General features: G+C 62.4%; 14 protein-coding genes. 6 read left to right on the top strand and 8 right to left on the bottom strand.

Translation table 11 applies throughout. The features are described from left to right. Window positions 1-231: 231 nt before the first annotated feature. The 3 genes from GYK42_RS16305 to GYK42_RS16315 are packed head-to-tail and all read right to left on the bottom strand — an operon-like array spanning window position 232 to window position 5,019. Window positions 232-3,342: an efflux RND transporter permease subunit gene (locus GYK42_RS16305; protein ID WP_166448331.1), complete on the bottom strand. Its 3,111-nt coding sequence runs from the start codon at window positions 3,340-3,342 to the stop codon at window positions 232-234. Beyond that, entirely contained in the window at window positions 3,339-4,427 is a 1,089-nt protein-coding gene (locus GYK42_RS16310; RefSeq protein ID WP_166448332.1) for an efflux RND transporter periplasmic adaptor subunit, read from the bottom strand. Before GYK42_RS16310 ends, GYK42_RS16305 begins: the two co-directional genes overlap by 4 nt. A 37-nt stretch (window positions 4,428-4,464) precedes the next feature. Beyond that, complete coding sequence (locus tag GYK42_RS16315) at window positions 4,465-5,019, bottom strand: TetR/AcrR family transcriptional regulator (RefSeq protein ID WP_166448333.1); 555 nt, start codon at window positions 5,017-5,019, stop codon at window positions 4,465-4,467. Window positions 5,020-5,100: 81 nt separating this feature from the next. Here GYK42_RS16315 and GYK42_RS16320 point away from each other — a divergent pair, with 81 nt between their 5' ends. Then, window positions 5,101-6,471: an efflux transporter outer membrane subunit gene (locus GYK42_RS16320; RefSeq protein ID WP_240943618.1), complete on the top strand. Its 1,371-nt coding sequence runs from the start codon at window positions 5,101-5,103 to the stop codon at window positions 6,469-6,471. A gap of 283 nt (window positions 6,472-6,754) precedes the next feature. Here GYK42_RS16320 and GYK42_RS16325 read toward each other — a convergent pair whose 3' ends face one another. Further along, complete coding sequence (locus GYK42_RS16325; protein ID WP_166448334.1) at window positions 6,755-7,285, bottom strand: ankyrin repeat domain-containing protein; 531 nt, start codon at window positions 7,283-7,285, stop codon at window positions 6,755-6,757. A gap of 38 nt (window positions 7,286-7,323) precedes the next feature. Next, window positions 7,324-8,523, bottom strand: coding sequence for a YbfB/YjiJ family MFS transporter (locus GYK42_RS16330; protein WP_166448335.1), 1,200 nt, complete (start codon window positions 8,521-8,523; stop codon window positions 7,324-7,326). Between the two features lie 264 nt (window positions 8,524-8,787). Here GYK42_RS16330 and GYK42_RS16335 point away from each other — a divergent pair, with 264 nt between their 5' ends. Genes GYK42_RS16335 through GYK42_RS16345 form a run of 3 tightly spaced genes read left to right on the top strand, consistent with a single transcriptional unit; the run spans window position 8,788 to window position 10,498 of the window. Then, entirely contained in the window at window positions 8,788-9,462 is a 675-nt protein-coding gene (locus GYK42_RS16335; RefSeq protein ID WP_166448336.1) for a CsgG/HfaB family protein, read from the top strand. A gap of 17 nt (window positions 9,463-9,479) precedes the next feature. Next, window positions 9,480-9,839 carry a DUF4810 domain-containing protein gene (locus tag GYK42_RS16340; RefSeq protein WP_198511281.1) on the top strand — a complete coding sequence of 120 codons (360 nt, stop codon included), beginning with the start codon at window positions 9,480-9,482 and terminating at the stop codon, window positions 9,837-9,839. Further along, on the top strand, window positions 9,836-10,498 hold the full coding sequence (locus GYK42_RS16345; protein WP_046684982.1) for a DUF799 domain-containing protein: 663 nt from the start codon (window positions 9,836-9,838) through the stop codon (window positions 10,496-10,498). The genes GYK42_RS16340 and GYK42_RS16345 overlap by 4 nt, the downstream gene beginning before the upstream one ends. A gap of 24 nt (window positions 10,499-10,522) precedes the next feature. Here the strand turns inward: GYK42_RS16345 and GYK42_RS16350 are convergent, their stop codons facing one another. Beyond that, window positions 10,523-11,623 (bottom strand): tryptophan 7-halogenase, encoded by a 1,101-nt coding sequence (locus tag GYK42_RS16350; protein WP_166448337.1) that lies wholly within the window; start codon window positions 11,621-11,623, stop codon window positions 10,523-10,525. Next, the gene (locus tag GYK42_RS16355; protein WP_166448338.1) at window positions 11,620-13,485 is read right to left on the bottom strand and encodes a LodA/GoxA family CTQ-dependent oxidase; all 1,866 of its coding nucleotides are present in this window, start codon (window positions 13,483-13,485) and stop codon (window positions 11,620-11,622) included. The genes GYK42_RS16350 and GYK42_RS16355 overlap by 4 nt, the downstream gene beginning before the upstream one ends. 186 nt (window positions 13,486-13,671) lie before the next feature. Between GYK42_RS16355 and GYK42_RS16360 the strand changes: the two genes are divergently transcribed. Together GYK42_RS16360 and GYK42_RS16365 are read left to right on the top strand one after the other, a co-directional pair. Next, entirely contained in the window at window positions 13,672-14,337 is a 666-nt protein-coding gene (locus tag GYK42_RS16360) for a response regulator (RefSeq protein WP_166448339.1), read from the top strand. Then, on the top strand, window positions 14,331-15,641 hold the full coding sequence (locus tag GYK42_RS16365; RefSeq protein WP_166448340.1) for an ATP-binding protein: 1,311 nt from the start codon (window positions 14,331-14,333) through the stop codon (window positions 15,639-15,641). The genes GYK42_RS16360 and GYK42_RS16365 overlap by 7 nt, the downstream gene beginning before the upstream one ends. A 71-nt stretch (window positions 15,642-15,712) precedes the next feature. Here GYK42_RS16365 and GYK42_RS16370 read toward each other — a convergent pair whose 3' ends face one another. Continuing rightward, window positions 15,713-22,270 (bottom strand): DUF3320 domain-containing protein, encoded by a 6,558-nt coding sequence (locus GYK42_RS16370; protein ID WP_346768100.1) that lies wholly within the window; start codon window positions 22,268-22,270, stop codon window positions 15,713-15,715. Window positions 22,271-22,506 lie beyond the last annotated feature (236 nt).

A 22,506-nucleotide genomic window follows, 5' to 3' on the forward strand; every position in this document is an offset into this window, starting at 1 on the left:
CATAGCTGGCTGCGCTGGAACGAGCAAAGACCGCAAACCTTATAGACGAGGCGCAGCCTGAGCGGAACCAGCTTGCGCAAACGGGGGAGAATTGAGCAAAAGTAGCCAGCCGTTGCTGATGCTCCAGTTACGGCGGATCGGAGGGTAATCTGGTCGGGCGCGGGTATTCATCGCATAAAAAAAGGCAAGCACCGGGGCGCACCCCGGGGCTTGCCAAACGAGGAACCGAACTTAGCCGACGGCCTGTTGAGTCGGCTGGCGTTGCGAACCAGTGAGGCGCGCGGCCCAGGCGGCGATGCGGCCGTCAAACAATAGCTCGTACAGCACCGGGACCAGGCCCAGCGTAATGAGCGTACCGAGCAACAAGCCGCCCATGATGGTGACGGCCATGCCGGTCCACAGCGTGCCTGCGAACAGCAGCAGCGGAATCAGGCCGGCGATGCACGTCAGTTTGGTCATCACGATCGGCCGCAGACGCGCCACGGCAGCGGCCACCACGGCTTCCCGCATCGGCAGGCCGGCCGCCAGTTCCACTTCTATGCGCTCGAGCAACAACACGGCGTTGTTGACGATGATGCCGGCCAGCGACAGCAGTCCGAAATTGGCCATGAATCCCAGCGGTTCGCCGGCAATCACCAGCGCCGGGCCGGCGCCGATCATGGCAAACGGGATGATGCCGATGATCAGGGCCAGCTTGCGGAAGGAGCCGAATTGCCAGATGAACAGTATCAACATCGCGACCATGGCCGCCGGCAGGTATTTGCCCAGAGTTGCGTTCGATTCGGCGGCTTCCTCCAGTTCGGCGCCAATTTCAATGCGGTAGCCCGGTGGCAGCGCAATGCGGGCGATCGCTGGCGCGGCAAGGTCGACCGCTTGCTGCGCCGTGCCTTGCGCGTTGCGTGCGCTGACGGTCAGCGTCCGTTCAAGGTTGCGGCGGCGGATAGTGGAAGGCTCCGAGCCCAGCTTCACGGTGGCGATGGCCGACAAGGGCACCGGAGCGCCGCCGGCCGCAGGCTGGACCAAGGTATTGGCCATGTCTTCGGGACGGGCGCGCTCGGCCTGGCTGGCGCGCACCACCAGCGGCACCAGGGTGTCGCCGTCGCGCAGCACCGATACTGCGGCGCCGCTATTGCGGGTGGCCAGTGCGCTGGCGATTTCTTCACTGCTGATGCCAAGGCGGCGCGCTTTGTTCTGGTCAATCTCGATATCCACGCGCGACAGGCGCGGTCCCCAGTTATCCTTGACCTGTTCCAGGCCGGGCAGGGGGCGCAGCGCGGCTTCCACCTGCAAGCCAATGGCGCGCAAGACTGTTTCATCGTTGCCCGAGATGCGGTAGGCCACCGCGCCCGAGTCATTGCTCGTGCGGGAGAAGCGCTTGGCGTCGACGCGCACGTCGGGGTGATGCTCCGTCATCCAGACCCGGGTGCGCGCCATGACCGCATCCATTTTCTTCGGGTCGGCAACGGTGACGGTGAAGTAGCCGATGTTCGAGGCAGGCAGGGGTGGATTCAGCACGAGGACCACGCGTGGACCACCTTCGGCCACATAACCGATGCTGGTGGTGACGTCCGGATTGGCCTTGCGATCGCCCAGCCAGTTGCTCAAGCCGCGCACCACGTCCTGCGTGCGGCGGGCGTCGCTTCCTGGCTGGAGTTCGAGCTCGACCTGGAACTGGGGGCGGTCGGACGACGGCAGGAAGCCCGCCGGGCGGCTGCCCAGCACCGCCAGGGCGAGCACCAGCACGGTGCACATCACGGCCAGGAAAACGCCTTTGTGATCGAGCACGCGGCGGATCGTGCTGGCGTAGGCCTGGTAGAAGTGGCTCGGCTTGGGGATGTCGTCGTGGCCATGACCCGTTTGCAGGAAGTGGTAGCACAGCAGCGGCGTGACCGTTAGGCACAACAGCCAGGAACCGAGCAGGGCCAGTGTCAGCACCACGACCAGCGGCCGCAGGTACTCGCTGGTGGAGGTGTTGCCGAAGTAGAAAGGCGAGAACGCGAAGATAATCACCAGCGAGGAAGCCAGCAGCGGGATGGCCAGCGTGCGGCCGGCTTCGACGCAGGCATGGCGCCGTTCTTCGCCAGCTGCCAGGCGGCGCTCGACGTCTTCCGCGATGACGATGCCGTTGTCGACCAGCAGCCCAAGGGCAATGATGATGGCGGCCATGGAAACGATGTGCAACTCGATGCCGAGCGAGCGCATCAACAGCAGGGTGGCGAGAATGGTCAGCGGCACGATGCTGCCGACCACCACGCCGGCACGCCAGCCGAGGAATAGCACTACCACGATCATCACGATCACCACCGTCTCCAGCATCACCTGGTTCATGTGGCCCATCTCGGCAGCCACCACATCGGGCTGGAAGGTCGCATAGTCGAGGGTAAAGCCGGCCGGCAGTTGGCGCTCCAGCTCGCTTACGCGTTCTCTCAGCGCCTTCCCCACGGCCTTGATGTTCTGGCCGGAACGCATCGAGACGCCCAGCACCACCGCATCCGCGCCGCGGTAGATGGCGGCGCTTTCGACAGGGTCGGCTTTCGCTACCTGAATCTGGGCGATGTCGCCCAGGCGCACATTGGCCGCCACGGCGGACTTGCCCGTGCCCGGCACGCTGAGCAGAAAGGCTTGCAGTTCTGGCAGCGAGCGTATTTCGCCCGATGCCACCACCGCGCTGTTAAGACCGGCAATGACGGCCTGGCCGCCGGATTGGACTATATTTTGTTGCTGTAATTGCTGCAGTACGTTGGCGCTCGACAAACCCAGCGCAGCCAGGCGGGCGCGGTCGAATTCGATGTACACGCGTTCTTCCTGCAGGCCGTGGAAGCTTACGCCTTGCACGCCCGGCACGCGCAGCAAGCCTTCACGCAGTTGCTTGAGTGGCGCGCGCATTTCGCTCATCGAGAATCCGGGCGCCGTGATGGCAATCGAGGCAATGGCGACGCGGCCAAAATCATCGTCCACCTGTGGCGGCAGGGTGCCTGCGGGGAAGTATGGTACGGCTTCGTCCACCTTGGCGCGCATGCGCTGCCATGCCGGCACCAGATCGCGGACATCGTCGCGCAGGCTCACTTGCAGCAGTACGCTGCCCGCCCGCACGGTACTGGTGACGGTCTTGAGTTCGTTAAGCTGGCGCAGGCGCTCCTCCAGCGGCCGCGCCACCAACTGCTCCAGGCGTTCGGCCGGCAGGCCGGGATTGGCGACGAACACGACACCCTCGCGCATGGTCACCGAAGGCTCTTCCTGGGACGGGAAAGTGAGGAAGGCAAAGGCGCCGGTGACGAGGATCAGCAGCGCGACAAAGAAGGTAAGCCGGCTCGAATTGAGCGCGGAAGACGTGAGCTTCACTGGCGTGCTCCTTGCAGCAGGGTTTGCGAACGGTGCACGACGACTGCCTGGCCTTCAGTCAGGAAGGCGGTGCCCGCCACGACCACCTGGTCGCCTGCAGTCACGCCGCTGTTGATGGCCACGCGCCCTGCGGGCAACAGTCGCCCATCCGTGCCGACCACCCGGCGCTGCAGGCTGCCGTCCTTGACGACGAAGACAGTGGCGCCCTTGGCGTCATTGGCGGCGATGATGGCGCTCGCTGGCAGGGTCAGGGACTGCGTCTCTTGAAGCGGCAGTTCCAGCGCGACGGCTGCGCCGCTGCGCATGCTCGCGGGCGCATGTTCGAGGCGGAAAATGGCCTGTGCCAGCGAGCCATTGTCGCTGCGGCTGGAGAGACGTTCCAGTTTGACGGCCACACGTTCATGGCCGCTGAGGGCATGGGCTGTCATCCCGGGTTTCAGGCGCGCCGCCACCGAGTCTGGAAGTTGAGCGACCAGTTCCAGCGCATTGCCTGACTCTAGCTGCAAGATAGCCTGGCCCGGCGCGACATCGATGAAGGGTTGTGCCAAGCGGGCTACAACCTGGCCATCGAACGGTGCCGTGATGCGTGTCAATTCCAGGTCGCGGCGCGTCGTGGCCACAGCCGCTTCGGCAGCGGCCTGCTGGCTTACGGCCTGCTGGTGTGACGCTTGCGCTGCCTGCAATGCGGCTGGCGAAATGATACCGTCGCGTGCGAGGGCTTCCTGCTGGCGCAACCAGGTCTGGCGTTCAGCCATCGTGGCGTTGGCCGCGTTGCGGTCGGCAATGGCCTTGTCGAGGCGCCAGCGCGCCGGTGCCGGGTCAAGTTGCGCCAGCACCTGGCCGGCGCGCACCTGATCGCCGACGTCGGCTTTCATGATGGTCAGCCGGCCGGGCGTTTCAAAACTCAGGTCGGTGCGCTGGCGCGCGCGCAGGGTGCCCACAAAACTGTCGGCGGGATGGCTGGCGCTGTCGCCGGCAACTTCAATCTTTACCGGTTTTGCGGACGGCGCAGGCGGGGGAGCGTGTTCAACGCAGGCAGCCAATAGCAGGGCTGCGCTGAGAGCGCAGAGAGAACGGGAACGCATGATGGGATCTTCCTTAAAAATGCGGATATGAGACGGTTCAGGGCAGGGCGCGGATAGCGCTGTCCAGAGCGGCGCGCATCGCTGCGCGCTGCTGGGGGGTAAATTGATGCAAATTGAGTAATTCGAGCAGGGCGATGCCGTCCAGGGCGGCGGCCAGGATCATGGCTTGGTCGGCGCGTTCGCCACTTTGGGTCATCCAGTCATAGTTGCGTGCGTACAAGGCCTGCACCGGCGCGATCAGCTGCGGGTAGGACGAAACGGCCGCCAGCAAATTGGCCATGAGCTGGCGTTGTTCCTGCGTCATCTCGAAGGTCTCCTGCGACATCCGGCTCAGCGCGGAGCGCATGGTCAGGCTTTCCTGAGGCAAGGTCTGCAGATCGAATTCCTGCGCCATGCGCTCAACCAGTGCCCCCAGCAGTTCGTCGCGGGTCTTGAAGTGATAAATCAATCCGGCCTTGGTGACATTGGCGGCCATTGCCACTGCATCGATGGTGAGCTGTTGAACGCCGTGCTTGCTGACGATGGCGGCGGCAGCATCGAGCAGCTGGTCGCGTTTGCTGGTGCGACCGGTCCGTTTTTCCGAGATAGCCATGCTGATTTCCTTTTCATTTGATTCTTTACTATACGTATAGTATAGTTTTGAAAAACCGTTGTCAATTGAAAAGGTGTATCAATGAAAATTCTGAATTCCCTTCCTCTGTTCGCCGTGATGGCAGCATTGAGTGGTTGCGCCAGCATGGCGCCCGGCACTACGCCAAGCGCACCGGACTTGGCAGTTCCCGCCCATTGGGTGGGAGCTGTTCCCGTCGTCCACGGCACTGTGGGCGACGCCTGGTGGCAGCAGTTTGGTGATCCGGTGTTGGATGCGCTGATCATCTCGGCGCTGGCGGCCAACCAGGATGTGAAAATTGCGGCCGCCCGTCTGGAGCAGGCCCGTGCTCTGGTGGACGGAGCCGAGGCGGACCGTCGTCCACGGGTGGATGCCATGGCCGGTGCCCAGCGCGGACGCGACAGTGCTGGAAGCCCTAAAATGGAACGGACATCGCTGGGCCTGCGCGCGGCGTGGGAAGTCGATCTGTTCGGCCGCGGCGCCCAGGGCATTTCTGCGGCCAAGGCCGATGCGGAGAGCGTGCGTCTGGGTTGGCAGGCGACCAAAATCGCGCTGGCGGCCGATGTCGCCACGGCCTATTTTGAATTGCGCACGCTGGAGCAGCGCCTGGTGCTGCGCCGCGAGGCGATCGACGTCGCCCAGCGACAGGCAGAGGTGTCGTCGCGCAAGTTCCATGCCGGCATGGTGACCGCGCTGGATATGGAACGCTGGACCGCCGAACTGGCTCAGGAGCGTGCCACCCTGGCGCAGATCGAAGGCCAGCATCTGGTGCGCTTGCGCCAGTTGTCGCTGCTGTTGGGGCGCAGCCAGACCCCGGATTTGGGCAGGTCCGTGTGGCAGACCGAGGTGCCGGGGGCGCCGGCCGCTGTCCTGCCCGGCGAGTTGTTGGAGCGCCGGCCGGATGTGCAGCGCCAGGCGCACGCCTTGGATGCGGCCCTGGCGCGCGCCGGAGTGGCGCGACGCGACGTCTATCCGAGTTTGCAGCTTGCCTGGTCCGGCTCCCGCGAGCGCTTGGCTGAGCATGGGGCGTCGGCGGTGCCGCAACTGGCGGTTGGCTATGGCGTGTCGCTGAGTATGCCGATCCTGGACGGCGGCCGCGTTCGCGCCAATATCGCGGTGCGGGATGCGCGGGCGAAGGAGGCGATGGCCGAGTACGAGAAAGCCATGCTGGGCGCACTGGTCGATGTGGAGTCGCGGCTGAGCCAATGGACGTCCTCCGGCAGTGCCCTGGAGGAGTGGCGGCGGGTGGACGCGGCAGGCGGCGCGGCGGCGGGCAATGCTGCCCGGCTGTATGAAGCTGGCATGGCGGACATGGGCGCGGTGCTCGATGCGCGCCGGACTCACTTGCAGGCACGCGATGCGCTGGCCCAAGCCGTGGGTGCGCGCTGGGAGGCAGCCGTCGGTTTGCGGCGGGCCTTCGCCGGCACCTTGTGACCTTGGCCGTCGAGCGTGAGACGATGAGGGTATTTCTGATGGTATGGCCGTGCTGGTATCCGTATATTCCTCTTCAAGCCAAGGACATATCGCTACCGTTGACCATCGAGTGGGAATAATGTCCCGTCCGGCACCATAAGGTAACGTCGGGTCATTGAAACAGCCAGGCCCCTGATTTTTCAGGGGCTTTTTTTGGGGGGAAACGAGGTGGCAGGGGGGGCGTGCGGCGGGACCGGTTGTATACGTCATTCCGCCGCTGAAGGTTTTGCTATGGTCGCCGCATTCACGCCGCCTGACCCAAGCTGGCCAGGCGAACCAATGTCTCCTGCGCATTCATGGTCTGTGCCAGCTTGACGGCGTTCATGCCGCGGCTGTCCACGGCGTCGATGCGCGCGCCGTGTTGCAGCAGCAGGTCGAGGATGGCCAGGCGGTTGAACATGGCGGCCATCATCAACGGTGTCTTGCCGTCCGGGCTGCTGCCTTCCACCTTGGCGCCGTGCTGGAGCAGCAGGGCGGCGATGTCCAGGTAGCCTTTGTAGGCCACGCCGGCCAGCGGCGTCTGGCCCTGGTCGTTGGGGACGTTGGCGTCGGCGCCCGCTTCGAGCAGCAGGCGCGACGTTTCCAGGTGACCATGGTAGCTGGCCAGCATGATCAGGCTGTCGCCTTTTTCGTTGCGGAAGTTGACCGGCACGCCTTGCGTGACCATGGCGCCCAGTTGCTGCGTGTCGCCTTCGCGCACTAGGGCAAACAGGCCCTGGATGAATTCCAGGGTTTCGGCATCCATCGTTGCCGGGAGGTGTCGTGCATCGGTCATCGTGTTCTTTCCGCGAGGGTGGTCAATGTCCTAGTCTACTATGCGGCCGGCGCCAGCGCCTTCTGCCGCGAAGCCAATGCGGCGCCGATGAACAGGGCGATGGCCGAGGCGATCAATCCCCGCTCCAGTCCGGCCGGGCCGTCGGCGATCCAGCCGACGACGATGGGGCCGGCGATCTGGCCCAGCGCGAACACCGTCGTGTAGGCGCTGATGCCGGCCGTCCAGGATTGCTGCGGCAGGTTATGCCGCACGAGGGCCGTGGTCGAGGCTACCACGGACAGGAACACGGCGCCGAAGACCAGGCCCGAAATGAAAACGACGGGCGCAAAGCTCGTCAGTGCGGGCAGGATGGTCACCGCGCCCAGCACGCCATTCAGGATCGCCAGCGATTCGCCGCCCTTGTAGCGGTCCAGCATGCGGGCCCAGATGCGCGACGACGCCACCACCGCCAGCCCCAACAAGGTGTAGAACACGGTGATCAGGGTGGCGCTCATGCCTTGCTGCTTGAGCAGGGCGATAACGAAGGTCATGTAGCCGATATAGCCGACGCCAAACATGAAGTAGCCGGCCAGGCTGGGCGCAAAGTCGCGCCAGGCGAAGCGCCGCGGCGTGTCGACGGCGCGCGGCGCTTCGCCGATCGCCTTCGCCGGCACGGCCATGATGGCGGTGGCGAGCAGGCAGGCGACACCCAGTGCCAGCCAGGGCCATTGCCATGCGTGCGCGGCGCCGTGGTCTTGCGCGGCGGCCAATGCGGCCGGCACCAGCAGGGCCGACAACGCGATGCCAAAGCCTGTGCCGCCGTAATACAGGCCGATGTAGAAGCCGGCGCGCTGGCTGTGCATGGAACCGAGCCGCGCCGCCAGCACGCCGCCGGCGATGAAAATGAAGGCGCTGGCGACGCCCGCGCACACGCGCTGCAGGAACAGGGCCGTCGTGTCGCTGACCAGGCCCGACATCAGCATGAAGATGCTGGCCAGCACGGAACCGATGATCAGCAGGCGCCATACGCCCAGGCGACGCATCAGCGCGGGCGTGGCCAGGGCGCCGAGAAAATAGCCGAGCGCATTGAAGGTGTTCATGGCCCCGGCCAGCAGGTAAGACCAGCCCAGGTCGGCACGCATGGGCGGCAGCAGCAAGCCATAGGAAAAGCGCGACAGGCCCAGGGCGACGGCGGCGCCCAGCGAGAGCGCCAGCGCGGTGGCCAGCGGATGGGACGGGGAATGATCGTGTGTCGGCATGGCCTGAGACCCATCCAGGTAGGGGGGAAGCGTGGGTGGAAGTGGCGCTGACGACACGCATTTTTACTAGTAAGTTAATGAATCGGGCCAGGGAAGTCAAGCAGGGGCACATCTGTATGTGGCGAGCAACAATGTAATCTTTGTCATCGTTACTTTTGGAGAGAATTGTGAGACTTGCAATCTCATATAATTGCAAGCAGGAAATTAACTTGCCAAAATTCAATTTTGCAGCTGACTCCTGATCCTCCATATCTTAAGGGCACTATGAACAAGAATAAACCTGGCGCGTTGTTGATCGCAGCGCTGATTGGCGCGGCGTTGGCTGGCTGCGCTTCCGAATCGTCCCAAGCCCTGGCTGTTCCCACAGTCGCCAGCGCGGCCCGACCTTATGTCGGCCCACGCACCCTGATCGCTGTCGGCAAGTTCGACAACCGCTCCAACTTCATGCGCGGCATCTTTTCCGATGGCGTCGACCGCCTGGGCAGCCAATCGAAAACGATTTTGATTGCGCACCTGCAGACGTCCAACCGTTTCAACGTCCTCGACCGCGACAACATGGCCGAGCTCAAGCAGGAAGCCGACTTCAAGAAACAAGGCCAGAACATCAAGGGCGCGGACTTCGTCGTCACGGGCGACGTGACCGAATTCGGCCGCAAGGAAGTGGGCGACAAGCAATTGTTCGGAATCATGGGCCGCGGCAAGACCCAAGTGGCGTATGCCAAGGTCACCTTGAACGTCGTCAATATCGCTACGTCTGAAGTCGTGTTTTCGGCCGGCGGCGCCGGCGAATACAGCCTGTCGAACCGTGAAGTGCTGGGTTTTGGCGGCACCGCCAGCTATGACGCCACCCTCAACGGCAAAGTCCTGGACCTGGCCATGCGCGAAGCGGTCGAGCGCCTGGTGGCTGGCGTCGAAGCGGGCGCAATGCGCAAACAATAAGGTATCCCATGAAAACAATGATGAACAAGGGCGCCGCCCTGCTGGCCATGCTCGCCTGTGCCGCCCTGACCGGTTGCGCCACGCAATCGAAGACCCTGTACCAATGGGAAGGCTACCAGCCGCAAGTGTATGAATACCTGAAAGGCGAAAGTCCGGAGCAGCAGATGGCCGCCATGGAAAAAGACCTGCAAATGATCGCTGCGAAAGGCAATCATGCGCCGCCGGGCTTCCATGCCCACCTGGGCATGCTGTACTCGATCGCGGGCAAGCCGGAGCAGGTCGCCGCGCAATTCGAAGACGAGAAGAAACTGTTCCCGGAATCGACGCCGTACATGGACTTCCTGTTGGGTAAATTGAAAAAAGGCGAAAAATTATGATGTCGCGCATGTTGAAAATGGCCCTGTGCCTGGGTCCCGCCATCTTCATGGTCGGTTGCGCCACGAAGCAGGCGGCATACGATTACACCGCCTTCAAGGCAGCCAAGCCCCGCTCGATCGTGGTCTTGCCGCCGTTGAACAATTCGCCGGAAGTCAATGCCGGCAACAGCGTCTACGCGCAAGTAACGTATCCGCTGGCAGAAGCGGGTTACTATGTGCTGCCGGTGGCCGTGGTCGGTGAAACCTTCAAGCAGAACGGCTTGACGAACGCCGCCGATATCCACGGCGTCGATGCGAAAAAGCTCAACGAGATCTTTGGCGCCGATGCGGGCCTGTACGTGACGATCTCCAAGTACGGCACGACGTACGCCGTGATCGACAGCGTGACGGTGGTGTCCGTCGATGCCAAGCTGGTCGACCTGAAGACGGGCGCCTTGCTGTGGCAGGGCGCGGCCAGCGCGTCTAGCAATGAAGGCAATAACAGCGGTGGCGGCGGCCTGATCGGCGCCCTGGTGACGGCGGCCGTGAAGCAGATCATCAACACCAGCACCGATGCCAGCCATCCTATCGCCGGTACGGCGAACGCGCGGCTGCTGTCGGCCGGCGTGCCGAACGGCCTGCTGTACGGTCCCCGTTCGGAACGCTATCTGGCGCAGTAATTGTAATACCAGGCCCTGCACTGTTCAGGGCCTGTCGCCTGGCCGGCGCCGGTTCCAGAACGGCGCCGTCGGCCAGCGCGTTTCCAGGCTGTAACAGTACGCCAGGTGGCGCTCGTATGCGGCGCCGATGGCCGCCAATTCCCCATTGTAGTGTTGACAGGCTTGCAGCTCTCCCTGCAGCATGCGGTCGGCGGCCTCGGCCGCGGTCAGGCCCGTGTACAGGGCGTTGAAGATACCTTGCGACGACAGTGGATCGAAGCTCAGTGCGGCGTCGCCGACGGCGAACCAGCCTGGGCCCGCGCCGGCGTCCAGGCTGGCCGTATGGGCGGGGGTGGCCATGGCGAGCGTATCGGCCGCATAGCCTTGCTGCTCCAGCAATTCCCCCGTGGCAGGCAGTCGGCGCGCCGCCGCTTCCAGCCAGCTGGCGTCGCGCAGGGCGTCGTTGGCGAGCAAGTCCGCATCCGTATGCAGGGCCAGCACGCGGCGCTGGCCGGGCAGGGGCGCGCTGTACCACCAGCCGTCTTCGCAAGCTTCGATGTGGGCCAAGCCCCGCGCCGATGGCGCCCGGTCATGTCCGTATTGCCATACTGAAACCAGCCGGTCGCTGCGCTGGCGCCGCGCCCCGACTTTGCGGGCCAGCCAGGCGCTGCGTCCCGTGGCGTCGATGACGATGCGCGCGGCCGCGTCGCAGGGGCCGTGATGCGTGTCCAGCCGTACTCTCCAGCCGCCATCCTCGGGCGTGATGCCCGCAACTGTGGCCGAAGCCAGCAGGGCGGCGCCGCGCCGGCGCGCTTCGTCGCGCAGCCACAAGTCGAAGGTGCCGCGCGCCAGGTGCCAGCCGTGCCCATCAGGATCGCTGAGGAAGTGGTGTTCCGTCCAGGTACCGTTCCACCAGGCGCGGTTGCCGTGGTAGGGCGCATGGCCCTGCCGCAGGAAGGCTTCAAGCAAGCCCATGTCCTGCAGCAGGCGTGCAGCGGCTGGCGGCAGCGATTCGCCGATGCGCGCCAGCGGTGCGGCCAGCCGGTCGACCAGCAACACCCGGTGCCGCCCCGCCAGGTTCAGGGCGGCCGTGGCGCCGGCCGGACCGGCGCCGACGATGAGCACGTCGGCCTGCAGCAAGCTCACAAGCGGTGCCGCTGCAGATGGCGCGCTTTTTCCGTGCCCTCCAGGTCGACGTCGACGAACTCGTCCGGTATGGCCGCTGCCGCACGCAGCTGGTGTTTGCCGGCTACCGGCTGCGGCAGGTTTTCCACCTGCAGGAACGTGGGGAAGCCGGTTACGTCCGTGGGACCGGGCCGCACCTCGACCACGCCCACTTGCGCCAGGTCGGCGATCATGTTGTTGATCTGTTCTTCATAGCTGATGTTGCCCAGCGGACGTATCCACGCGGCGCGCCGGGCAAAAGCGGCCAGGCGGTCGTCGACGGGCACTTCCCGGTTCATCACCGTGTCGTAGGCCAGCTTGCTCATCACCTGGTTGGGCACGCGCGCGGGCCAGAACGTGGGCACGTAGGGATCGTAGTCGGACTGGTAGCCGGAGCGACAGCTGGCCGTGTCCGTCTGCCATGGCACGGCCATCCAGCGCGTCACGCCGCCGGCGATCTGCGCCGAGCAGGGGCTGCCGATATTGTCCGGCGTCAGGACGGCGCCGTAATCGGGCTCGACCCAGCCCGGCGGCCGGTGCGCCAGGCGGAACGGCGCGCTGTACATGCTGGCCTGGCGCATGGGCCAGGTCATTTCGCAGCCCGGGTGGAAGGCGTCGGCCAGGCAGAATTCCATGGCCGCGCGCAACAGGGTGTCCGGTTGCTGGGCCACGTCCACCTCGGCCAGGCTTTGCGGCGGCGCCTTGCCGGGCGCGTAGTCGTCCGTGAACTTGCCGTCGGCCCATTGCTTGAGGAAGCGCAATTGCAGATTGCTCAGCGCGCAGTTCTGGCGCGGCGTGTCTGCCGGCGGGATGGCCATCGCATCGCCATACAGCCATGGCCACGGCGATGGCGCCCAGGCGTCGCGCTCGAACTGGCGGAACTGGTTATAGATGACGTTGCGCCACTCCCTGCGGTTTTCGGATGGGCTGGCCAGGCGCGCCATCCATTCGTCGCGGCTGAATGGCGTGCTGCCGTCCCAGCCGAAGGCGGCCGCGAAGCCCGCGTTGACCCATTGCAGGTTGGACAGGCGCTCGAAAATGGGGCGGATATCGTCCTGGAACGAAGGGAGGGCAGGCGCGGCAATTTTGCCTTCGGAAACAAACAAGTCGCGCATCAAGTCCCACATGGTGCGCACGGATTTTTGCTGCGGCGCGTAATCGGGCGGCGCGACGACCACCCAGGCCATGTCGACGGGCAAAGCCTGGCCCTGATAGCTGACCTTGGCGCAGACGGGGCCGTCGGACGTGTCGTCATGCCAGCCTTCGTTGTTGGCGAAGGTGATGGCGCGCGCGCCGTTCCACGAGGCCGACTTGCCGTGGCCGCCCAGCACGATCAGCCGTCCCATGGCGTCCGTCTGCAATTCGCCCAGGTAGACCGGTGTGCCCAGGAAGCTGCCGCTGTCGAAGGCCACGGCCGGCTGTTCCTTGCCGCTGATCTTGCGCTCGCCCGGCGTGATGGACAATTGCGCGCGGTCCGTGACGGCCATGTTGCGCAGGAACGAGGGCTGTGTGACGTGCGCCTCGGGGATATCGAGCGCGATCTGGAACTGGTACCACGCCGCCTTGGTGTTGGCCAGGGTGACGGACCATTCGATGTCGGCATTGCCAGCGTTCAATTCGGCCACCGCCACGCCGGCGGCATTCAGGCCGTAGATGCGAAAGAGCGCCGCCTGGCGCTTGATGGCCCCGGACGCATCGCGGTAGTAGCCGGCCGGCCGCGCCGCCGGTTCCGGCACTTCCGGTCCCAGAAAGTATTCGCTGGGACTGTTGCCCACGCGGGCAATGCCGATGGGCGGATAAATCGCCGCCTTGACGATGACGGTATCTTGGGTGGAACTGGACATGGCAGGCCTTTCCAGATGCGTGGAGGGAAGGAAAATATACCGCATAAAAAACGCGCCAAATGCGCACATAGTCACCGCATCGTGAATTCCGGCGAGGAGCGCCGGACACATGCTGCGGCCTCGGCCAGACCCGCTTTTTCCAGCCACGTTAAGATAGCGGTATTTTCAAGACTGCGAGAGGTCCAGGTGCGCGTGTTGCTGGTGGAAGACGATCCGATGATCGGGGAAAGCCTGGTCGAGGGCTTGCGCGGCGAGTGCTATGCCGTGGACTGGGTGCGCGACGGCCACGATGCGGAGCTGGCGCTGGCCGGTTTCGCCTACGATCTGATGCTGCTGGACCTGGGCTTGCCCGGCAAGCAGGGCATGGAGGTGCTGCGCAGCATGCGCGCGCGGGGGGCCGAGTTGCCCGTGCTGATCATCACGGCGCGCGACGGCACGCCGGCCCGCGTCGACGGGCTCGACAGCGGCGCCGACGATTACCTGGTCAAGCCGTTCGACCTCGATGAGCTGCTGGCGCGCATCCGCGCGCTGCTGCGGCGCCGGGTCAGCCGTTCGCGCTCCGTCATCGAGCATGGCGCGCTGATACTCGATTTGGCCAGCCACGACGTCACGTTCGAGGGAGAACTGATTAAATTGCCGCCGCGCGAGTTTTCCGTGCTGCGCGCCTTGCTCGACCATCCGGGCAAGGTGGTGTCGAAGCGTCAGCTGAGCGAAAAGCTGTACGGCTGGGATTGCGAAGTGGAAAGCAATACCGTCGACGTGTACGTCTACCAGCTGCGCAAGAAGCTGGGCGCGGACGCCATCCAGACCGTGCGCGGCGTGGGCTACAAGATGCGGCTGGCAGCATGCTGACCATCCGCCGCCAATTACTGCTCGGTTTGCTGGCCGCCACCTTGCTGTGCGTGCTCGGCGCCGGCATTTCGCTGTTCCGCTCGCTGCTGGAAGAAACCAATGAACTGGCCGATTTGCAGCTGCGCCAGCTGGCCGTGGCCTTGCCCGACGAGTTCGAGCCGCAGGCGGGCCTGGCCGCCGCGCAGGAGCCGGAAGAGGCGTTCGTGCTGCAGGCGTGGGACGAGGACGGCCAGCCATTACCCGTCCTGCAGGGCCAGCCGGCATTGCCGCGCTATGCGCTGGCCGGATTTGCCGATGTCACATTGCACGGCGAGGACTGGCGCCTGTACGGCGAGACGCGGCGCGGCCGCTACGTGCAGGTGGCGCAGGCGCAGGCCGTGCGCGACCAGCTGGCATGGCAGATGACCACGCGCGCCGGCGCGCCCTTGCTGGTGTTCGCGCTGATCCTGGCGCTGCTGATCGTCGCCGTCGTGGGGCGCGCGCTGGCGCCGCTGCACCGGCTGGCCGAATCCGTGGCCGGACGCTCGCCGGAAGCGCTCACGCCGCTGGCGGCCGACGACATGCCGCCCGAACTGCGGCCCGTGGCGCTGGCGTTAAATAGCCTGATGGGCCAGTTCGAGGCGGCGCTGACGGCGCAGCGCACCTTTGTCGCCGATGCGGCGCACGAATTGCGCTCGCCGCTGACGGCGCTGAAACTGCAGCTGCAGGTGGCCGAACGGGCCGGCAGCGAGGAAGAACGCCGCGTGGCGCTGGCGCGCCTGCATGAACGGCTGGACCGCAGCACCCACTTGGTGCGGCAATTGCTCAGCCTGGCGCGCCATGAAACGGCGCTCACGGCCAGCCAGCTGCACACGGTGGATCTGGGACAGTTGCTGGAAGCGGCCGTGGCCGACCACAGCGCGCTGGCCGACAGCCGCGACATCGACCTGGGCGTGCTGGAAACGCCGCCGGCCCCGGTGCTGGTGCAAGCCGATCCCGACGGCTTGCAAGTGCTGCTGAATAACCTGATCGACAACGCCTTGCGCTACACGCAGCAGGGCGGCCGGGTCGATTTGCAGGCGGCACTGGAAGAGGGGCGGCCGCTGCTGCGCGTGTCCGACAACGGCCCCGGCGTGCCGCAACAGCACCATGCGCGCCTGTTCGACCGCTTTTTCCGCCCCGACGGCAACGACGCCTGGGGCTGCGGCCTGGGCCTGTCCATCGTGCGCCACATCGCCGAACACCACCAGGCCGACATCGCGCTGGCCGATGGGGAGGCGGGCCGGGGACTGCAGGTGACGGTGCGCTTTCCGCAGGCGGCGTGAATAGTGAAGAAAAATCGTATGCCGATCAGCATGACATCACTACGTAATATGCTAGAAATGATGTGCTTGCTCTAACTCATAGCATTGTCAAGCGCGGTCTCCAGTCTCTTGCGGCTGCTGGCCCGAACATGATGCATGCCAAGCCGTTTTGCCATTGCCATCACAGCGTCGTCGCCAGCCCGGCCTTCTCTGGCGACCAGTTGGGCGAGGGATATGAGTTCAGCCATGCAAATTTCGTCCACGTTGCGCCCACCCTTTCCGTCGTGGCTGAATAGGATAGCTCGCTCAGGCTCTCGGTCACGCGCCCAGAAGAACATGCCGACATCTTCCTCCGTAAATTTCAGGCACGAAAGCGCTATCGAGGAGACGCGCTCCTGAATGCGTGCGCCGGTACGCTGCCAACCGTGCGCCCGTGCGATGCGACGCGCCAGTACGGTATCGCGTGATGGCCCATCGAGATCAACGATTTGCTCAATCATGTGTCGAAGCTGGTCATCGTAGGAAGCATCAAAGAAAGTGTCGGCATTCATGCTGTCTACCGTTGCAGACTCAATCACTTCATTTCGCGTGGTGTTCGTCAAGTCAATATCCGGACTGGCGGCAACACGTGAGGCATATTGAATATCAAGAACAGGGCTTGTCAGTCCTATCATTTCTGTGGACGCCGTTGTTTCTGTTTGCGCTTTGGTCAGGATTTCCTTTGCCTCCGCCTCAGCCGCTTCGCGCTCCGCCAACTTGCTACGTTGTTGCCGGCTGAGCTCAAGCAAGCGCTCCAATGCCGCGTGCGTCTTTTCAAGTGTACCGGCTCGGTCTATCCACCAATCGGTAGACCAGATGCGCACGATTTCCCAGCCTAAACCACGCAATACCTGCTCACGTAACATGTCACGGTCACGCGCCGTTGCCGAGCGATGGTAAGTAGCGCCATCGCACTCGACACCGCAAAGATAGATGCCGGGCGCATCTGGATGCACTACGCCCAAGTCAATACGGAATGACGATGCGCCGATTTGAGTATGCACCAGCCAGCCGCGAGAGGCCAGTGCTGCGGCCACCGCTTCTTCAAATGGGCTGTCGAAGCTTCCCATGCTACCTTTGCTCACCTCTGCTAGCGCACGCTGGCCACGTTCGGCAAATTCCAGAAATTGCTTGAGGTCTCGCACCCCAGCGGCTTGTGTGCGAGACAGGTCGAATTGCTCTGGTTTCAGACTTGAAAATACCCGCAACTCTTGGCGCGCGCGCGTGATTGCGACATTCAGTCGGCGCTCGCCGCCATCGCGGTTCATCGGACCGAAGTTCATCGATATCGCACCTGCCAAGTCTGGACCATAGGTAAGCGAGAAGTAGATGATATCGCGCTCATCACCTTGCACCGATTCCAGATTCTTAATAAACAGCGGTTCGGGTTCAGTCTCCGAAAAATATGGTTCCAGCGATGGGTCCTTGCGGCGCTCTTCGTCAAGCAAATCTTCAATCAGGTTCATCTGTTCCGTATTAAAGGTGACGACGCCGATCGTCAGTTTCGATTCCCTGAAGTTCGGCGCACGCAGCTTTGCAACGATATCGGCCACTAACTCCTTCGCTTCGGGCTTGTTGATGCGCGCACCACCTTTCTCATACACGCCTGCCACGTGATGGAAGCTGACGGCACGGTCTTCGGCGACCGGCGATGGGAATGTCACCAGGCCTCCACCATAGTAACGATGGTTTGAAAACGCGATTAGGGACTCGTGGCGGCTACGATAATGCCAAGCCAGATTCATTGTCGGCAGGTTCGCGCCCATGCATTCATCAAGGATGCTTTCGAGGTCATCTTCGACATCCCCGTCGTCGTTCGACGATTCTGCGCGGTCAAAAAATGAGGTCGGCGGCAACTGCTTGGGATCGCCCACCATCACCACCTGCCTGCCTCTGGCCATGGCACCTATCGCATCCCATACCGGAATCTGTGATGCTTCGTCGAACACCACCAAGTCAAATGCACTGGCATCGGCAGCCAGGTACTGGGCAATTGATAGCGGACTCATTAACAGACATGGCGCCAGCTTCCCCAGCACGGAGGGAATCTTTTGTATCAGCTCGCGCAACGGCATGTGCTGCTTCTTCTTGTTGATTTCATGGCGCAGATCGCCCCATTCCGAATGGCGCGTTACTTCCTCGGAGCGCGGCATGCCCGCGCAAAGCGAGGCACGCACCCACGCGCGTGTGACATCCGTAAACTGTCTGTCAAGTGCGCGGAAGTCCCCGACCCGCTTTTCATGTTCGGCAGAAACGAAGTTGCGGATGACGGTTTCGTTGTCGACAGCCTGATTGAGCCACCAGCGGCTATAGTTGGTTTCAAAGGCGCGCAGCGCTTCTGTTGGCTGCACTGTGCCGTCCTCCATTGCGTTGACAAGCGACATCAGCGATAACGACAGCGCTTCTGAGCGTACCTTGCGCCATGCGCACCATGCCTTCAGGCGTGGTTCTGCTGCAACGATTTGCTTGCAGCAGATGATCAGCTCGTTCAATGGCAGCTCGTTGAACTGCATGGCTACGCCTTCGCTGAATGTACCTACGGCGGCAAGACTGGCGAGCACGGGCTGCAAGGCATCAAGCGCGGCCCTATACTGTGCGCCGCTGCTGGCAAGTAGACCAGATGGTGTTAGTAATGCGTTGCCTTCTACAACCAATTGTTCAAATGCTTGACGCAGCACGTCAGCGTCTTCGACTGTCTCTGCTAAGTTGGCAATTGCCGATGTAAGTACTGAATGAAAGGTTGCCACGCAGTCGATGTCGTCTGCGCGTGTCTGCAGGCCTGCCCAAGTGCCGCCGGTCGAGGCGCGCAAATAATCAAAGGCGCGCAGCTTTTCTTCAAGGATAGCGCGCTGACGCACGTACTGGTAGTCAGCAGCTAGCCCCGCGCCACAGCTTGATGTCGCGATCTCATCATGCTCGCCTTGCAGCACGCCAGCGTCCTGCACAGCGCGCAAGGCAATCGCAAAGCGCATGGCCGCTGCCAGCAAATGAGGGCGTGTCGCTTGACCATCCCACAGGCCGCCTGTGTCTGCGGACAGCGGCTGCATATCGGCGATTTCACTATTGAGGGCACGAAGTTGCCGCAAACGCTCCAACTCCAGTGCAAGCAATTTGCCACAACGTCCGCTCTCGATTACGTCAAATCCCTGATCATTCCAGACTTCTTGTCGGCGTGCTTGTCCGAGCACATGCTGCAAGCGTAGCGCTGTCTGAACAAATTCAGGACGCGTCTTCAAACCCGCCCAAATACCGTCACTCACCGTACCTATTTCCACCTTGTCGATTGCGGATCGCAATTCACGGATACGGACCAGCAAAGGCAGGTCACGGCCAATATCGGCATCGCCATCGCCAGTCACGCAATCGGTCAGCACTTTTGTGAGCTGGCGCTTGCGGATCCACGACAAGGGCCATGCACTGCGTTCTGCTTCGACCCAGCCACGTTGTAGTTGATGCACGTTCAGTGCGTCCACTTGTTCGCCATACTGCACGGACAGGTTGCTTACACTCGCGGCCAGGGTGTGGAGCAGTTGCAATCCTTTCTCGAACTCGGCCTGAATATCGTCAGACCAGGGTTGGCCCAGCAGCGACATCACGCGGTCACGCTCTTCGAGCAGCGCCAGTGCTTTTTTGCATCGGGCGACGACGGACTCGGTCCATGCAGGACGGATGTGTGCACTCAGATCACGATGCTGGAGCAGTAGTTGGTATCCATCACGCAGATGAGTTAGTAGCTCGCGCGCGTCAGATCGGAACACAAAGCCCCATTGACGGCCAAAGGCATTGGGCAGTGCTTGCGTCAGATCAGCCACTGCCAGGCGTGCACGCCGGCCAGTCGGCAAGCCCGCAAGATTGGTTGCATTCTCAAAACTGGTGATGGCCAATTGTAGCTCTTCAACTGCCGGTACCACCGTCCTCGTCGCACTGATGAATGCTTGCTGCCAAGAAGGAGTCCACTCCGCTTGCCCGACTATCATCAGCGGACCCTTGAGTAATTCTTGGGCGCCAACCGCCCCGGCGTTGACTTCCAGACGGGTAGTCAAGTCGCGCATGGCGTCAAGCTGCGTATGGTCGTGTACATCGGCCGAGTTCCAGGAAAGATCGAGTTTAGGCACATCTTCGCCATCGACCACGATGCCGATCGCCTTGTAAATTGTCAGGCCATTACGATGCCGGTGGTGCAGTCGAGCGACGTACTGGTTCAATTCGTCGCGCAGCCGCTTCAACTTGGCCGCCTGCGCTTGCCATTCCTCTGGATCAACAGCGCCCTGGGCTTCCCAAGCTCTTTGCAGCTGGGTGATCACATCGAGCTTGCGTGCCTTGCTCGAGTGCAGTTCGAGACAGAATTCGCCCAGGCCCACCTCGCGCAAGCGTCGATACACCACATCGAGCGCTGCGATCTTCTCCGACACAAACAACACCCGCTTTCCTTCGGCCAGGCACTGTGCGATCAGGTTGGCAATGGTCTGGCTCTTGCCCGTTCCTGGTGGCCCGATCAGTACAAAATTTTTACCCTTGGCTCCGGCCATGACCGCTGACAGTTGCGATGAATCGGCAGGAAGTGGACAGAATGTCTTGTCAGGAGAAAATTGCGCATCGAGCTCTTTCGCCAGCGGAAACGCTACCGTGGATGGATAGGGTTCGCGCGGACTGTCGATCAGGTGGCGCACGACCGGACTCTGACGCAACTGATCCGTGCGTTGCGTCAGATCGACCCACATCAGGTATTTGGCGAACGAGAACGAAGCTAGCACCACTTCGTCTGATACTTCCCAGCCCTTGATGTCCCGCACGGCATGCGAGACGGTACGCCATATCAGCGCGACGTCAAGTCCTGCGGCATCCTGCGGCAACTTGCCATCCATGACGCCCAGGTTGAGATTGAAGTCTTGCCGCAGCATCTCAATCAGCGTGGGATTGAAGCGTGGTTCGTCTTCATGCAGGCACAAGGTAAAGCCGGAGCGCGCACTCTTGCGCTGAAGCGAAACTGGAATCAGGATCAACGGCGCTTTACACTTCTGTCCCGCTTTGTCGTCGCGCGTCCAGTTCAAAAAGCCTAGTGCCAGAAACAGCGTGTTGGCTCCCCCTTCCTGTAACACCGTGCGGGCACTACGGTAAAGATCGACTAGCCGGGTTTCCAGTTCCTGCTCGTTGACGCTGACGAATACCTCGCGCCGTTTCAGCGCATCGAGGGCATGCTCGCGACGTACGTCTTCACGTGCGCGCTGTTCGTGTATTGCCTGGTTGCGTGGGTCGTGCCCATCCATCAGATCTGGTCTTGGTAACAGTCGTATCGGTGCACCGTCGGACAGCACATCTTCCAGTATGCCAGGTTCCGGTGCATCTATCCTGAGAGACTTCTTGCCGCTCTTGAAATTGAGGAGATTGTTACGCAGCGATAGGTCAAGCAGCTTGCGTTGCCATCGGGCCAGTCTGTCCATCGGATCGAAGCCGGGCGCCTCGCTCGTCGTTCCGTAGTCTGGCAAATCAGGTGCGCCGTCGTCAAATGTGGCGGCGGTTGCTTTCATCGCGCTGTCGGCGGGGGCGAGGATATCCTGGCTTACACCGCTGGCAAGCGGTTTGATCCGTTGCATGCGGGCACGCCGGATATCAACCACCAACTCGAATTGCTCTTCGACCTGTTCGGCGACCTGACTGGCGGCCAGATCGGTGGCATACGTAAAGGATGGTGCCGGCCGCGAGGTAATCAGTGTCGTTTCGAACAGGGTTAGTTCTTTTAACCTGATGCGTTTGCGGATGGCCGTCACGTCATCGATAACCACCGTGGAAAATTCTTCCTGACGTAGCCATACGCCAGCAAACGCGTGTCCCTTCGTGAATACCACAATGGGATTCAAGCCCGCCTGTTCCAGCGCCGAGCAAAACATTAGCGTCAGGTCAAGGCAGGTGGCGATGCGGGCGTCCATCACCTGTGCCGCACTGCGTACCTTCTGGCCTCGGTGCTCGAAACTGGCTGGTGGAAGAGCGTAGTCCAACCCCAGCCCTGCCACGGCTGTCCACAAAGCAGAGGTAAGCTCCCATGCACGTTTTGCACCACCCTGATAACCGTCCAGCGCAGGGCTTTTCCCCGCCTGTCGCAATACGTCGGCGACTTGTTTGAGCAACCGGTCGATTGCCGGCTCATTTGGCTGCACGAATGCAGCAACGAGATCGGGCAGGTGGGAAAGTCCTCCCCACTGGTTGCGCGGCAACAGCTCTACCTTACGTTCCTCTGTCGCAAGCACGCGCTCCGTGGACGCGCCTGTCTTGCCAAACAATGTCAATGTAATTGTCGAGGTCTCGGCCTCGGTCAGTTTGCCGAGTACTATGCCGTCCAGTTGCACATCGCAATCTTTGATGCCGTAGTTGGACTTTGCCTGGCAGGCATCGATCAGCCAGGTTTTTGATTTCAAAAATGGAGGAAACGATTCTAGGCGTAACCGCAAATCGGTGATCTCGCTATCACCGTCATTGACAATGGAAAGTTCACGCAGCAGAGGAATGGAGTTCTGGAAGTCTGCTAAGTTCAGCTTGCTGGCATTGGAGATTCGAATTGCGTACTCTGGTGTTGCTTTGACGGGCTGTTCCGCCAGGTCTTCTACTTGTTCCACGTACTTCCCCGTTAATGAATTCGATGAATTTCGTGTCTATTTTGAAACTAATTTGCTATAGATACATTCATTGAACCACATTAACACATTGGAAATAGGCAATTACTCACCAAATCTCACATCAACGATATTCGGTTCTGTTCTTGCAGTGAAGCGGCTGCGCTGTTTGGCCGGGCTAATATGACGGGCATGGACGAGTCGCCATGAAAAAAGCGGATTCCGTCGCCGGCATCCGC

The organism is Janthinobacterium lividum (assembly GCF_011601275.1).
Classification (GTDB): Bacteria; Pseudomonadota; Gammaproteobacteria; order Burkholderiales; family Burkholderiaceae_D; genus Janthinobacterium; species Janthinobacterium lividum_E.

Excerpts from the sequence above, each read along its gene's own strand:
- GYK42_RS16310 (WP_166448332.1), bottom strand. The coding sequence starts at position 4,427 with ATGCGTTCCCGTTCTCTCTGCGCTCTCAGCGCAGCCCTGCTATTGGCT.
- GYK42_RS16315 (WP_166448333.1), bottom strand. The coding sequence starts at position 5,019 with ATGGCTATCTCGGAAAAACGGACCGGTCGCACCAGCAAACGCGACCAG.
- GYK42_RS16320 (WP_240943618.1), top strand. The coding sequence starts at position 5,101 with ATGAAAATTCTGAATTCCCTTCCTCTGTTCGCCGTGATGGCAGCATTG.
- GYK42_RS16325 (WP_166448334.1), bottom strand. The coding sequence starts at position 7,285 with ATGACCGATGCACGACACCTCCCGGCAACGATGGATGCCGAAACCCTG.
- GYK42_RS16330 (WP_166448335.1), bottom strand. The coding sequence starts at position 8,523 with ATGCCGACACACGATCATTCCCCGTCCCATCCGCTGGCCACCGCGCTG.
- GYK42_RS16335 (WP_166448336.1), top strand. The coding sequence starts at position 8,788 with ATGAACAAGAATAAACCTGGCGCGTTGTTGATCGCAGCGCTGATTGGC.
- GYK42_RS16340 (WP_198511281.1), top strand. The coding sequence starts at position 9,480 with ATGATGAACAAGGGCGCCGCCCTGCTGGCCATGCTCGCCTGTGCCGCC.
- GYK42_RS16345 (WP_046684982.1), top strand. The coding sequence starts at position 9,836 with ATGATGTCGCGCATGTTGAAAATGGCCCTGTGCCTGGGTCCCGCCATC.
- GYK42_RS16355 (WP_166448338.1), bottom strand. The coding sequence starts at position 13,485 with ATGTCCAGTTCCACCCAAGATACCGTCATCGTCAAGGCGGCGATTTAT.
- GYK42_RS16365 (WP_166448340.1), top strand. The coding sequence starts at position 14,331 with ATGCTGACCATCCGCCGCCAATTACTGCTCGGTTTGCTGGCCGCCACC.